Source organism: Azohydromonas lata (assembly GCF_034427735.1).
Taxonomy (GTDB): domain Bacteria; phylum Pseudomonadota; class Gammaproteobacteria; order Burkholderiales; family Burkholderiaceae_C; genus Azohydromonas; species Azohydromonas lata.
Genome location: NZ_JAXOJX010000027.1, coordinates 80,091 through 94,677 on the forward strand (window position 1 = coordinate 80,091; position 14,587 = coordinate 94,677).

Consider the following 14,587-nt stretch of genomic DNA (forward strand, 5'->3'; position numbering starts at 1 on the left):
CGGGTATGCGCTCACTGGGCGGCGTCCTTGTCCGAGCCCTGCACGCCTGCGGGCAGCCGGATACCGCCGTCGCCAACGCTGAAGGTCCGCCGCATCAGCAGGTTCTCGCGCGTGTTGTTGCTCACCACCGTGGCCTCGGCCTTGCGGGCCGTGCCTTGGCGCGGCTGGCTGACATCCTCGCCTTCGGAAACGCCCTTCTCGGCGGAGGCCACGGTGGGCACCGCTTCCGCGGCGGGAGCGGGAGCAGGCGACGGCACGGCAGCCATCGTCGCGCCGGCGTTGATGGCGGCGATGTACGCCGGTGCCGTGGTGACGGCGTCACGCACCTCGCCAATCGCGCCGGAAACGGTTCCCGTGAACAGGCTGTAGTTGGCCAGCAGCGTCTGGTTGCCGGCCTGGTAGTCCGAGGCCTGCAGCGAAACGCTCACGCCCTTGTTCGTGCCCACGGTGGCGTCGTCGAAGCGGCCGATGGCGCGGGTGATGGCGATGGACTCGCCGGACACCACGCCCGTGAGGCTGTAGTTGGACGGCGTGAGCGCGGCGCCGGCATTGCCGTCTTCGGACTTGGCCACGCTGCCCTGCAGCGCCACCGTCAGCAGGCGCGGGGTGACGTCCGTGGTCGTGCTGGCCGCCGTGTTGATGCTGTAGTTGCCGCTGTCCAAGCCGCTGGCATGGATGTCGGTGACGTTGACCACCTTGCCCGCACCGGCGTTCTTGTCGGCCAGCGTTGCGGTACCGCTGAAGCTCACCTGGTCACCGGCGAGCACGCCGTTGCTGCCCAGGATGACGGCGGCCGCCGTGCTGCCGTCGTAGACCTTGTTCACGCCGCTGGCCGCCACCGTGATGGCCTTGGCCGCGACGTCGGTCGTGGTCGTGGCCGTCGTGTTGAAGCTGTAGTTGCCCGCGTCGGCACCCGCCGCAGCGATGCCGTTGACGCTCACCGCCTTGCCCGTGCCCGCATTCTTGTTGTCCAGCAGGGCCGTGCCGGAGAAGCTCACCACGTCGCCCTCGACCACGCCGGTGCTGGAGAGGTTCACGGCGGCGCTGGTGCTGCCGTCGTAGACCTTGTTGACACCGGCGGCGGCCACCGTGATGGCCTTGGCCGTGACGTCGGCCGTGGTCGTGGCCGTCGTGTTGTCGAGCGTGTAGTTGCCCGCGTCGGCACCGGCGGCAGCGATGCCGCCGACGCTCACCGTCTTGCCCAGGCCCACGTTCTTGTTGGCCAACGCGGCGATGCCGGAGAAGCTCACCGCGTCGCCCTCGACCACGCCGGCGCTGGAGAGATTCACGGCGGCATGGGTGCTGCCGTCGTAGACCTTGTTCACGCCGCTGGCTGCCACCGTGATGGCCTTGGCCGCGACGTCGGTCGTGGTCGTGGCCGTCGTGTTGAAGCTGTAGTTGCCCGCGTCGGCGCCGCCCGCGGTGATGCCGCTGACGTTGACCGCCTTGCCCTTGCCCGCGTTCTTGCTGTCCAGCAGGGCGTTGCCGGCGAAGCTTACCGCGTCGCCCTCGATCACGCCGGTGCTGGAAAGCTTCACGGCGGCGTGGGCGCTGCCGTCGTAGACCTTGTTCACACCGGCAGCCGCCACCGTGATGGCCTTGGCCGCGACGTCGGCCGTGGCCGTGGCCGTGCTGTTGCTCAGCGTGTAATTGCCCGCATCGGCGCCCGCCGCAGCGATGCCGTTGACGCTCACCGCCTTGCCCTTGCCCACGTTCTTGTTGGCCAGCGCGGCGGTGCCGGAGAAGCTCACCGCGTCGCCCTCGACCACGCCGGCGCTGGAGAGGTTCACAGCGGCGCTGGTGCTGCCGTCGTAGACCTTGTTCACGCCGGCGGCCGCCACCGTGATGGCCTTGGCCGTGACGTCGGCCGTGGTCGTGGCCGTTGTGTTGTTGAGCGTGTAGTTGCCCACGTCGGCACCGGCCGCGGCAATGCCGCTGACGCTCACCGTCTTGCCCGTGCCCGCGTTCTTGTTGGCCAGCGCAGCGGTACCGGAGAAGCTCACCGCGTCGCCCTCGACCACGCCGGCGCTGGAGAGGTTCACGCCAGCACGGGTGCTGCCGTCGTAGACCTTGTTCACACCGGCGGCGGCCACCGTGATGGCCTTGGCCGCGACGTCGGTCGTGGTCGTGGTCGTCGTGTTGAAGCTGTAGTTGCCCGCGTCGGCGCCGCCCGCGGCGATGCCGCTGACGTTGACCGCCTTGCCCTTGCCCGCGTTCTTGCTGTCCAGCAGGGCGTTGCCGGAGAAGCTCACCGTGTCGCCCTCGACCACGCCGGTGCTGGAGAGGTTCACGGCGGCGTGGGTGCTGCCGTCGTAGACCTTGTTCACACCGGCGGCCGCCACCGTGATGGCCTTGGCCGCGACGTCGGCCGTGGTCGTGGCGGTGCCGTTGTTGAGCGTGTAGTTGCCTGCGTCGGCACCGGCCGCCGCAATGCCGCTGACGCTCACCGTCTTGCCCGTGCCCACGTTCTTGTTGGCCAGCGCGGCGGTGCCGGAGAAGCTCACCGCGTCGCCCTCGACCACGCCGGCGCTGGAGAGGTTCACGCCAGCATGCGTGCTGCCGTCGTAGACCTTGTTCACACCGGCGGCGGCCACCGTGATGGCCTTGGCCGTGACGTCGGCCGTGGTCGTGGCGGTGGTGTTGTTCAGCGAGTAGTTGCCCGCGTCGGCACCGGCGGCAGCGATGCCGCCGACGCTCACCGCCTTGCCCGTGCCCACGTTCTTGTTGGCCAGCGCGGCGGTGCCGGAGAAGCTCACCGTGTCGCCCTCGACCACGCCGGCGCTGGAGAGGTTCACGCCAGCATGCGTGCTGCCGTCGTACACCTTGTTGACGCCGCTGGCGGCCACCGTGATGGCCTTGGCCGTGACGTCGGCCGTGGTCGTGGCGGTGGTGTTGTCGAGCGTGTAGTTGCCCGCGTCGGCACCGGCGGCGGCGATGCCGCCGACGCTCACCGTCTTGCCCATGCCCGCGTTCTTGTTGGCCAGCGCGGCGGTGCCGGAGAAGCTCACCGCATCGCCCTCGACCACGCCGGCGCTGGAGAGGTTCACGCCAGCATGCGTGCTGCCATCGTAGACCTTGTTGACGCCGGCAGCCGCCACCGTGATGGCCTTGGCCGTGACGTCGGCCGTGGTCGTGGCCGTCGTGTTTTCAAGCGTGTAGTTGCCCGCGTCGGCACCGGCGGCAGCGATGCCGCCGACGCTCACCGTCTTGCCCGTACCCGCGTTCTTGTTGGCCAGCGCGGCGGTGCCGGAGAAGCTCACCGCATCGCCCTCGACCACGCCGGTGCTGGAGAGGTTCACCGCGGCGTGGGTGCTGCCGTCGTAGACCTTGTTCACGCCGCTGGCAGCCACGGTGATGACCTTGGCCGCGACATCGGCCGTGGAGGTGGCCGTCGTGTTGAAGCTGTAGTTGCCCGCGTCGGCGCCGCCCGCGGTGATGCCGCTGACGTTGACCGCCTTGCCCGTGCCCACGTTCTTGTTGTTCAGCGCGGCCGTGCCGGAGAAATTCACCGTGTCGCCCTCGACCACGCCGGTGCTGGAGAGGTTCACGGCGGCGTGGGTGCTACCGTCGTAGACCTTGTTCACGCCGCTGGCAGCCACCGTGATGGCCTTGGCCGTGACGTCGGCCGTGGTCGTGGCGGTGGTGTTGTTGAGCGTGTAGTTGCCCGCATCAGCACCGGCGGCAGTGATGCCGCCGACGCTCACCGTCTTGCCCGTGCCCACGTTCTTGTTGTTCAGCGTGGCCGTGCCGGAGAAGCTCACCATATCGCCCTCGACCACACCGCTGCTGGAGAGGGTCGTGCCGGCGTTGGTGGAGCCGTCGTAGACCTTGTTGACACCGGCAGCCGCCACCGTGATGGCCTTGGCCGTGACGTCGGCCGTGGTGGTGGCGGTGGTGTTGTTCAGCGTGTAGTTGCCCGCGTCGGCACCGGCGGCAGTGATGCCGCCGACGCTCACCGCCTTGCCCGTGCCCACGTTCTTGTTGTTCAGCGTGCCCGTGCCGGAGAAGCTCACCGTGTCGCCTTCGACCACCCCGGTGCTGGAGAGGTTCGCACCGGCATTGGTGCTGCCGTCGTAAACCTTGTTGACACCGGCAGCCGCCACCGTGATGGCCTTGGCCGTGACGTCGGCCGTGGTCGTGGCGGTGGTGTTGTTCAGCGTGTAGTTGCCCGCATCAGCACCGGCGGCAGTGATGCCGCCGACGCTCACCGTCTTGCCCGTGCCCACGTTCTTGTTGTTCAGCGTGCCCGTGCCGGAGAAGCTCACCACATCGCCCTCGACCACGCCGGTGCTGGAGAGGGTCGTGCCGGCGTTGGTGCTGCCGTCGTACACCTTGTTCACGCCGGCTGCCGCCACCGTGATGGCCTTGGCCGTGACGTCGGCCGTGGTCGTGGCCGTCGTGTTGTTCAGCGTGTAGTTGCCCGCGTCGGTGCCGGCCGCGGCAATGCCGCTGACGCTCACCGTCTTGCCCGTGCCCACGTTCTTGTTGTTCAGCGTGCCCGTGCCGGAGAAGCTCACCACATCACCCTCGACCACGCCGGTGCTGGAGAGGGTCGTGCCGGCGTTGGTGCTGCCGTCGTAGACCTTGTTCACGCCGGCGGCCGCCACCGTGATGGCCTTGGCCGTGACGTCGGCCGTGGTCGTGGCCGTCGTGTTGTTCAGCGTGTAGTTGCCCGCGTCGGTGCCGGCCGCGGCAATGCCGCTGACGCTCACCGTCTTGCCCGTCCCCACGTTCTTGTTGTTCAGCGTGCCCGTGCCGGAGAAGCTCACCACATCGCCCTCGACCACGCCGGTGCTGGAGAGGGTCGTGCCGGCGTTGGTGCTGCCGTCGTAGACCTTGTTCACGCCGGCTGCCGCCACCGTGATGGCCTTGGCCGTGACGTCGGCCGTGGTGGTGGCGGTGGTGTTGTTCAGCGTGTAGTTGCCCGCGTCGGCACCGGCGGCAGTGATGCCGCCGACGCTCACCGCCTTGCCCGTGCCCACGTTCTTGTTGTTCAGCGTGCCCGTGCCGGAAAAGCTCACCACATCGCCTTCGACCACGCCGCTGCTGGAGAGCGTCGCGCCGGCGTTGGTGGAGCCGTCGTACACCTTGTTCACGCCGGCGGCCGCCACCGTGATGGCCTTGGCCGTGACGTCGGCCGTGGTCGTGGCGGTGGTGTTGTTGAGCGTGTAGTTGCCTGCATCAGCACCGGCGGCGGTGATGCTGGCAACGCTCACCGTCTTGCCCGTGCCCGCGTTCTTGTTGTCCAGCGTGGACGTGCCGGAGAAGCTCACCGTGTCGCCGCCGACCACGCCGCTGCTGGAGAGGTTCGCGCCGGCGTTGGTGCTGCCGTCGTACACCTTGTTCACGCCAGCGGCGGCCACCGTGATGGCCTTGGCCGTGACGTCGGCCGTGGTCGTGGCGGTGGTGTTGTTGAGTGTGTAGTTGCCCGCGTCGTCACCGGCCGCGGCAATGCCGCTGACGCTCACCGTCTTGCCCGTGCCCGCGTTCTTGTTGTTCAGTGCGGCCGTACCGGAGAAGCTCACCGTGTCGCCCTCGACCACGCCGGTGCTGGAGAGGGTCGCGCCGGCGTTGGTGCTGCCGTCGTAGACCTTGTTCACGCCGGCAGCCGCCACCGTGATGGCCTTGGCCGTGACGTTGGCGGTGGTCGTGGCGGTGGCGTTGTTGAGCGTGTAGTTGCCCGCGTCGTCACCGGCCGCGGCAATGCCGCTGACGCTCACCGTCTTGCCCGTGCCCACGTTCTTGTTGTTCAGCACGGCCGTGCCGGAGAAGCTCACCGTGTCGCCCTCGACCACACCGGTGCTGGAGAGGTTCGCGCCGGCGTTGGTGCTGCCGTCGTAGACCTTGTTCACGCCGGCAGCCGCCACCGTGATGGCCTTGGCCGTGACGTCGGCCGTGGTCGTGGCGGTGGCGTTGTTGAGCGTGTAGTTGCCCGCGTCGTCACCGGCCGCGGCGATGCCACTGACGCTCACCGTCTTGCCCGTGCCCGCGTTCTTGTTGTCCAGCGTGGCCGTGCCGGAGAAGCTCACCGTGTCGCCCTCGACCACGCCGGTGCTGGAGAGGTTCGCGCCGGCGTTGGTGCTGCCGTCGTAGACCTTGTTCACGCCGGAGGCCGCCACCGTGATGGCCTTGGCCGTGACGTTGGCGGTGGTCGTGGCGGTGGTGTTGTTGAGCGTGTAGTTGCCTGCGTCGTCACCGGCCGCGGCAATGCCGCTGACGCTCACCGTCTTGCCCGTACCCACGTTCTTGTTGTTCAGCGCGGCCGTGCCGGAGAAGCTCACCGTGTCGCCCTCGACCACCCCGGTGCTGGAGAGGTTCGCGCTGGCGTTGGTGCTGCCGTCGTACACCTTGTTCACGCCGGAGGCCGCCACCGTGATGGCCTTGGCCGTGACGTTGGCGGTGGTCGTGGCGGTGGTGTTGTTGAGCGTGTAGTTGCCCGCGTCGGTGCCGGCCGCGGCAATGCCGCTGACGCTCACCGTCTTGCCCGTGCCCACGTTCTTGTTGTCCAGCGTGGCCGTGCCGGAGAAGCTCACCGTGTCGCCACCGATCACGCCGCTGCTGGAGAAGGTCGTGCTGGCGCTGGTGGAGCCGTCGTAGACCTTGTTGACGCCGGCAGCCGCCACCGTGATGGCCTTGGCCGTGATGTCGCCGCTGAGCGTTTCGCCCGCCAGCGTGTAGTTGGAGGCCCGCCCGGAGTCGTTGGACAGCGTGTACGCCGTGGTGACGTTCTTGCCCGTGCCGACGTTCTTGTTGGCGTAGGTGCCGCTGGCGCTCACGCCCAGCGTTTCACCGCTGACCAGGCCCGCCAGCGTGCCGGCATTGACGTTGGCGGCCGTGCTGCCGTCGTAGGTCTTGGTGCTGACGCTGGAACCGCTGATGCTCAGCGCCTTGGGCGTGATGTTGGCGACCAGTGACGATTGGGAGAGCGTGTAGTTGCCGGCATCCGCGCCGGTGAGGCTGAAGCCGCTGAGCGTCACGGTCTTGCCGGTGCCGGCGTTGGCATCGGCGAAGCTGGCGCTGCCCGTCACGGGTGTGACCGCGTCGCCTTCCAAGGCACTGCCGAACGAGGCCGTCCCGGTGAGCGTGGCGGTCGCGTTCCCGTCGTAGACCTTGTTCGAGGCGCTGATGCCGGTGACGGCCAGTGCGCGAGGCGTCACCACCAGGTTGGCGCTGAAAGGCGCGTACTGGTAGCCCAGGCTGTCGGTGAGCGTGCCGTTGAGCGTGTAGGCGTAAGTGCCCACCGGGCGGTAGCCGCCGCTGGAGTTGGCGCTGGGCGCGGCCAGCGACAGCGTCTGCGTGCCCGTGAGCGTGGAGCGCGAGTCGCCATCGATGAAGCCGCTGTAGTTGGAGGACGTCAGGGTCAGCGACGGCGTGGCATTGCCGTAGACGATGCTGTTGCCGTTGGTGGCCACGCTGATGACCGGCGCAACGCTGTAGAGGAACCAGTTGCCGCTGCCGGCGTACGACGGCGTGGCGCCGGCAACGTAGGCTTCGTTGTAGTGCTTGCTGTAGCCCGTCATGCCCTCCAGGCTGCCGGAGGGCGTGGAGGAGTAGACGAGGTAGCGCCCGCCGCTGCCCGGCACGATGCCGGAGGCGCCCTTGCTGTTGGTGAAGTTGCGGCCGGCCGCCAGGACGATGGGGCTGGCGTTGGTGGTGGCCACCGAGCCGCTGCTGGCGATGGTCAGGTCGGCGCTGGCGCCGCGCGCCTCCATGGTGACGGCGCCCGCGGCGCGGACGGACCCGCTCACGGTGACGTTGCCCGCGGCCACGTCGAGCGCGCTCAGCGCCGTGCTGTTGCCCACGCCGTTGAGCGCCAGGTCGGCGGCCGCGCCGCCGCCATCGGCCGTGGTGTCGATGCTCAGGGCGTAGTTGCCGTTGAGCGTCCTGGAGCCCAGGCGCAAGGCACCGGCGGCGTTGCTGCCGCCTGAGCGATCGGTGTCTATCGAGATGGCGCTGCCGGTGAAGGCCACGCCCGCGGTGTTGCCCACATCGATGTCGCCGCCGTTGGTGCTCATGCCGCCGGCAACGCTCAGGCTGCCGCCAGCATAGGTTTGCGCGCCTTCGGTGGCCACCGCGGCACCCAGGGTGATGGCGCCGCTGGAGCCGCTGGAGCCGCGGCTGGTGTCGATGCTCAGGCTGTCGAGGTAGGCGCCGCCCACGGCGGTCGCCCCACCGGTGATCGCCACTGCGCCCCCGCTGCTGTCGGGTGAGCGTGCATTGATGGTCAGTGCGGCACCGGAAGCGCTGGCCGACACGCCGCCGTTGATGGTGAGGCTGCCGGCGCTGGTGTTGGAGCTGTTGCTCTTGGTCGTGACGTCGAGGCTGCGCGTGAGCTGGACGCCGCCGCTGCCCGGGTTGAGCGTGACGGCGTAGCCCGCGGTCTGCAGCGTGCCGCCCAAGCTGATGCTGCTGCCGGCGTCACCCGTCGTGTCGATGGTGAAGCCGCCGTTCGGACTGTAGAGGTAGGTCTTGCCCGAGGCGGAGAAATCGCCGTTGAGCACGATGCTGCTGCCGCCCGCGCGCGAGTTGCCCAGGCTGACGTAGTTGTCGTCCGAGGGCGTCGCACCCGAGGCGTCCAGCGTGACGCCGGCCAGGTGGAACCCTGCGCGGGCATCGGTGTTGAGCGGCATGTTGATGCTGCCGCTGGCCCCATCGCTGGAGTTGGAGCTTGAGCGCAGCGTCAGGGTGGCGCCGGCGCTGGTAGCCGACAGCGTGCCTGCAGGAATCGACTGGTCGGCGCTCACGTAGATGTTGCCGCCCTGGCCGGTGCGTGCGACGTTGCTGTCCACCACCACCGAGCGCAGCAGGTTCACGCCCTTGCTGCCGGTCAGGCTGATGTCGCCGCCATAGGCGTAGGGGTAGGTCTCCAGGCCATCGAAGTAGAGCGCCTCGCCGACACCCAGGGTCTTGATGTCGCCGTTGAGCAGGAGCTGGTTGCCCGCCGAGAGCGAGTAGCTGCCCGTGCCCACGGCATTGCCGTCGGTCTGGATGCTGCGCTTGCTGGCCGAAAGGCTGAAGCTGCGGTTGTTGCCGGCCACCGCCACCTTGGCGGCATCCACCGTCACCAGGCTGCCGTTGTCGGAGAAGTTGATGTCGTCGGGGCCGGCAAGGTCTATGGCCACCGTCTGAGGCGCGCTGGTTCCGCCCAGCGACAGGTTGATGGTCTTGAAATGGTTGGGCGTGAGTTCGCGGATGAAAACGCTGCCTTGTTGCGTTGACACCGACAAGGTGTTGTCGACGGTACCGCTGCCCTGCGCGATCTGGATGTCGTAGCCGCCGGCGCCTATGGAAGTGACGCCAGGCGTGTCCTCGTTGAGCACGCTGAAGCTCACGTCGCCGGCCGTGATCTGGGCCGCCGGATGGGCGGCATCGTACGGCTTGAGCGAGGCGATGGTGCCTTCGGTGTTGCTCCTGGGGATGGTCAGGTTGAAGCTGCTGGGGCCCAGGTCGACAGCGTTGTCGTCGAAGCGGACACCGCCGGTGAGGGCCGTGAGGTTGACCCCCCAGCGGAAGCGCCGCGTGACGTCCAGGCCCGTGGTGGCGAAGAAGGTCTTGCCGTCGGAGGCGCCGCCACTGATCGTGGGCAGCACGACGTTGCTGCCGTCGGTGACATAGTCGATGTGGTCGCCACCGGCGAACAGGATGGAATGCGTGCCCGCATCCTTGACGTTGTTGAGGTCGACGAAGGTGATGTTGTCATCCACCGACTTCAGGAAGGTGGAGCCGCCGTTCTGGTAGACGGCCAGCGAGCCCTCTGAGGCCATGGCGCCCACGGCCAGCTCCAGCGGGTTGGCCTGCGTGCCTATGGTCGTGCCGCTGAGCCGGATGTCCGGCGACTCGATCTCGGCCACCTCGTTGGCCGGGGCGGCCGAGCGCAGCGTGGTGGCCGACGCGCTGAAGGCGCCCTGGCCGGTCTTCACCGCGCCATCGGCGAACGTGATGTTGCCGGCGCTGATCTGGACGTTGGTGTGCGTGTAGTCCCCGGGCTGGCCGGCGCCTAGGGTGTTGACGTCGCCGGTGGCGACGTTGAGCACGCCGCTGGCGTCGGTCTTGAGCAGGATGTGGCCGGTGCCGGAGTGGCCGTCGCCGCCGAAGTCGTCCAGGACGCGGATGTCCTGCGTGCTGTCGGCCTGGCTGCCCAGGTTGACCGAGACGGTGCTGAAGGCCTGCGTGCCGACCTCGTTGATGTAGGAGCTGCCGGCGTCGTTGTTGACGGAGAGCGTGCCGTAGCCGCGGAACGCGCCGCCGGAGATCTTGATGGGGTTGGCGCTGCTGCCGATGCTGCCGGCCTGCAGCGTGGTGCCCACGCGGGTGATGATGTCGGCCGTGGCGGGCGCCGTGTTGCCGCTGTCGATGCTGGCGCCGCGCAGGAAGATGTAGTTGCCCGACTGCGAAGGGGTCACGCCGTCGTTGTAGTAGGCCGAGCCGCCGGTGTTGGTGAGGCTGTTGGCGGCCAGCGTGATGGCGCCGTTGACCTGCACGTCCAGCATGCCGCTGCCGTAGTTGCTGCTGACGTTGACGCTGCTGCCGGCGGCCATGGTGAAGTTCTGGCCCGCGCGGCTCACCGCCTCGCTGTAGCCGCTGCCCGCGACCGAGCCGACGTAGAAGTTGCCACCGCCGGTGGACACCTTGCCTGCCGAGGAAAAGCTGACGTTGCCCGCGCTGCCCGGCGTGAGCACCACGTTGAGCTTGCTGTAGTAGACCGACGGGTTGTAGGAAATCAGCGCGTTGACGTTGATGTCGTTGGCCGCCAGCAGCGTGAGCGTGGTGGTGTAGCCGTTGGGCCCGCTCACGACGATGGGCGCGTTGACGTTGATGTTGCCGCTGGAGCTGCCCGTGGAGCCGGTGGTGACCGTGACGTTGGCGCCCGCATTGAGCGAGTTGACGATGGTGCTGGCCAGGATGACGGAGTCGGCCGTGGGCGTGAACGTTGCCGTGTCACCGTTGGTACTGGAGCCGCTGAAGCCGGTGCCGCTGGCGCCGGAGCTGGCGATGGTGACGTTGCTCGGATCGAGCAGCCACTGGCCGGCGGCGCCGGAGGCGCCTGCGTCGACCTGGCCCAGCACCTGCAGCTTGTCGTGGCTGGAGGTCTCGACGCGGCCGCCGTCGCCGCCCTGCGCGCCGCCGCGCGCGGCGATGTCGCCGCCGAAGGCGGTGCGGTCCTGCGACCACAGCACCGCGGTGCCGCCCTGGCCGCGCTCGCGCGCGGAGACGTCGATGCGTGCGCCCGGCGCCATGAGCACGGTGGAGGCATTGGCCACCGAGGCGTCGCCGCCCTGCCAGCCGCCGCCTACCAGCACCGTGCCGCCGCCGGCCGCGCCGGAGGCGTCGATGGCGGCGCTGCCTTGCAACGCCACGTCGTGCGCGGTGGCCGTGACGCGGCCGCCCGTGCCGCTGGCCGCGGACGCGTCGAGCTTGCCGCTGATGTCCACGCGTCCGACCTGCGCGTCGCCGCGCAGCTCGATCACGCCGCCGTGGTTGTCCACGGTTTGCGCTTCGATGATGCCGGTGTGGTTGACCACCGCGCGCGCCAGGGCGTCGGCCGCGTCGGCCGTCAGCGCGACGCGTCCGCCGTCGGCGCGGATGAGGCCGTGGTTGGCGGCCAGCGCGTCCAGGGTGCCGCGCTCGACCATGAAGCCGGCCAGGCCCGCGCCGTCCACGCGCAGCGACACCGCATCGGCCGCAGCCAGGCGCACGTCGCCGCGCGGGGCCTCTATGGTGCCGGCATTGACCACCTGCGCCCCCACCAGCGCCACGTAGCCGCCCGGCTGCGCGGACAGCCGGCCCTGGTTGACCACGCCGGCGCTGCCGCTGCCTTCCAGGCGGATGCGGCCCGTGGCGAAGTCGGCGCTGGCCACGTCGCGCGTCGAAGCCAGGATGCCCGCGGCGCTGACCTGCGCACCGCGCGCAAAAAGCACGCCGTTGGGGTTGACGATGAAGACCTGCCCATTGGCGTTGAGCGAGCCCAGGATCTGGGTCGGATCCTGGCCGACGACGCGGTTGAGGGCGATCGAGGCGGCCGAAGGCTGCTGGAAGTTGACCGTCGCCCCCGCGCCTATGGAAAAGCGCTGCCAGTCGATGGCCGCAGCCTTCGTGGCCTGCCGTATGGTCATCGCCGAGCCGGCCTGCTGGATCGTGGCCTGCCCCTGAACCACTTGCCCGCCGCCTGGCAAGACCGCATCGGCTGCCTGCGCCGCGCCGACCCCGCCCATGAGAACCATCGCCGCGGCCAGCACCACCGTGTGGCGCTTGCCTCTGGCTCGCGAGCCCTCGGCAGCCGGAACCCAGGAATTGCTGCTGTCGTTCCAAACAAGAGCAAAGGCGCGATTTTTCGAAGCGTGGCGGGACATGAAGGCTGCAAATAAGCAAGCCGTGGCCAATAACCCCCACCGGGAGCACGGACCCGACTTGTTGTTTTTAAAACCGACGGCCCAGCACGGCGAAAGCTGCTTGGAAACCATCGAAGGCGTACGCCTTATTCGGAATCAAGCCCTGCGGCATTTAGTACAAATGCAATACCTTCTTTGAGAATTACAAATATTTTCGTGTCTAGATAGAAATACAAAAAATTACCAATACTGGGAATATTGTTTGCCCCGCCCGCAAATCGCCTCAAAGTCTTTGAATTCGGTAATGATGCACATTTAATTTTTTACTTCCTGATTTTTCTCTGATAGCAAAAATCCAATTATTGGAAATATCTCAAAATTTATATTAAAGACATCATTGTTTTTAAATGTCACAGGAAGAACATTTTGAGACGGCGCTATCCACCGTGTCCGGCCCCGGCGTGCACTGATGGCACGCAGAGGCCGGGTAGGCCTTGCGGCAGCGCCGCCTGCGCAGCGCTGCTGTCGTGAAAACCGCCGCCGTCCGCCTGGACGGCAGCGGGTCCGGCCTGCACAGCCGGCTTACTTCACGCGCTTGAGCGGACCGGCCAGGTCAGGAAAGTTGCTGGTGTTGAGCACCTGCACGCCCGCGTTGTGCTCGCCGTTGAAGGGCGTGACCGCGCCGGGGCAGCCGGCCTTTTGGGCGTCGGCGGGCGAGTTGAACCACAGGCCCAGGTGGTACTGGTGCACCGGCGGCGTCAGCGGCGTGGCCGAGGCGTCGGGGAAGGGGCTGTCGTGCACGTGCGGCGCCGGCACCGAGTTGCCTATGGCCAGCGAGAACGTTTCCTTGTTGAAGCGGCCGATGAACTTCTGGCGGGCCTTGCCTTGCCAGTCGGTCTTCATGTCGCCCTGGTACCAGCCCATGCCGAAGGGGAAGTTGGGCACGCTCAGGACGAACAGGTCGAACTCCGTGTTGGCCGGCAAGCCCTGCAGTTGCACCGTCATCTCCTCGGCCTCGCCCACCTTCTGAATGGAGACGCGGCCCTTGGCGTTGACCACGCAGGCCGGCGACGAGGCCAGCCCCGGCGAGCGGACCATGTTGAAGACGAAGGGCGCGTCCCATTCGGCGGCGGCCAGGTCGTCGCCCGCGGCCAGCGCGGCGGTGGACGACGCGGCGGCCGCGGCCGCCAAGCCGGCGGCAAGGGCGGCGCGGCGCAGGGAAAAGTTGGATCGGTTCATGGCGGAACTCCTTGTGATGCACAGGTCACCAGGCGTGTGAGGCAAAGCGGATGGGGCCGGCGCGCCGCGCCTGGCTTCAGCGGCGGCCCTGCCGATCGCGCAAGCCGTTGAAGGCGTTGCGGATCTGCGCTTTCAGTTGCGCGGGCCCCCTGTGCCGTTCAGCCCTCCGTGGAGGGGTACGCAGGCTCACTCCGAAGGGGGAGGCCGCCGCGTGCCTGTGCCTGCGGGGCCGTGCAGCGGCAGGCATTCCAGTTCAGGCCGCCCCTCCCGGGGTTGCCGTGCAGTCCGCCGCGGTCAGTCGCGCATCCAGCCGGCCGTCTTCACGTACTGCTTGATCACGTTCACCGCTGCCGCGGGCGGGTTCTCGAAGTCCAAGCCCAGCATGAAGCCCGCCTCCTTGGCGCTGAGCACGCTGTGCGTGACGCGTGCGCGCAATTGAAAGACCTCGATGCCCGCATCCAGGATGGGCGTGCGCACCTTGATCTGGCAGAGCGTCTCCAGTCGGATGTTGAGCGGCGACACCACGCCTATGCCGTCTGCGCTGATGTCGAAGGCTCGCACGGGTACCACCTGCTGGTTGGGCAAGCGTAATTCGGCCAGTGCGCGAAACCGTTTTCGCTCGGCCTCGCGCCTGTCGACGCTGGCATTGGCCCAAGGGGAACTTTCCTGCGCATCCAACACGTTCACGCCCCCAGAATATTTAAATATTTTCCCGCGACGCCACGGCCTTTTCTTTGATTTTCCTCGTCCGTTCCGAATAACTCCCACGGAATACGGAACAGGCCGGCGCCACCTGCAAATTCGGCAGTCCGCCAGAATATCCGCTCCAGTTTGAAATACCACGGCACCGTGGCGCGCGTCATTCCTGCACGGCATGCCCTGGAATGACCCGAGCGGGCATATCAGCTCATACCCCACGCAGCGCCGGTGGCAATTTTTCGTCCTTTCGCCCGCCGCAAGCTCGATTCGAAGCGTCTCCTCCCTCAAACCTGGACACACTCGGCAAAAATTCAGCCAAT

General features: G+C 68.0%; 4 protein-coding genes and 1 pseudogene. All 5 read right to left on the reverse strand.

What is annotated here, in order from left to right:
- Positions 1–11: 11 nt before the first annotated feature.
- A complete protein-coding gene (locus tag SM757_RS16960; RefSeq protein WP_322466395.1) occupies positions 12–12,155 on the reverse strand; it encodes a YDG domain-containing protein in 12,144 nt (4,047 codons plus the stop codon).
- 93 nt (positions 12,156–12,248) lie between these two features.
- Positions 12,249–12,461 (reverse strand): annotated as a pseudogene (locus SM757_RS35575) (ESPR-type extended signal peptide-containing protein); the annotation flags it as partial.
- Positions 12,462–12,911: 450 nt separating this feature from the next.
- Positions 12,912–13,568, reverse strand: a complete 657-nt coding sequence (locus SM757_RS16970; protein ID WP_322466396.1) for a hypothetical protein — start codon at positions 13,566–13,568, stop codon at positions 12,912–12,914.
- A 294-nt stretch (positions 13,569–13,862) separates the two neighbouring features.
- Positions 13,863–14,336: a PilZ domain-containing protein gene (locus SM757_RS16975; protein ID WP_322466398.1), complete on the reverse strand. Its 474-nt coding sequence runs from the start codon at positions 14,334–14,336 to the stop codon at positions 13,863–13,865.
- Positions 14,252–14,431, reverse strand: a complete 180-nt coding sequence (locus SM757_RS16980; RefSeq protein ID WP_322466399.1) for a hypothetical protein — start codon at positions 14,429–14,431, stop codon at positions 14,252–14,254. The genes SM757_RS16975 and SM757_RS16980 overlap by 85 nt, the downstream gene beginning before the upstream one ends.
- Positions 14,432–14,587: the final 156 nt, after the last annotated feature.

Coding starts and splice junctions, on each gene's coding strand:
- SM757_RS16970 (WP_322466396.1), bottom strand. CDS start 13,568: ATGAACCGATCCAACTTTTCCCTGCGCCGCGCCGCCCTTGCCGCCGGC.
- SM757_RS16980 (WP_322466399.1), bottom strand. CDS start 14,431: ATGACGCGCGCCACGGTGCCGTGGTATTTCAAACTGGAGCGGATATTC.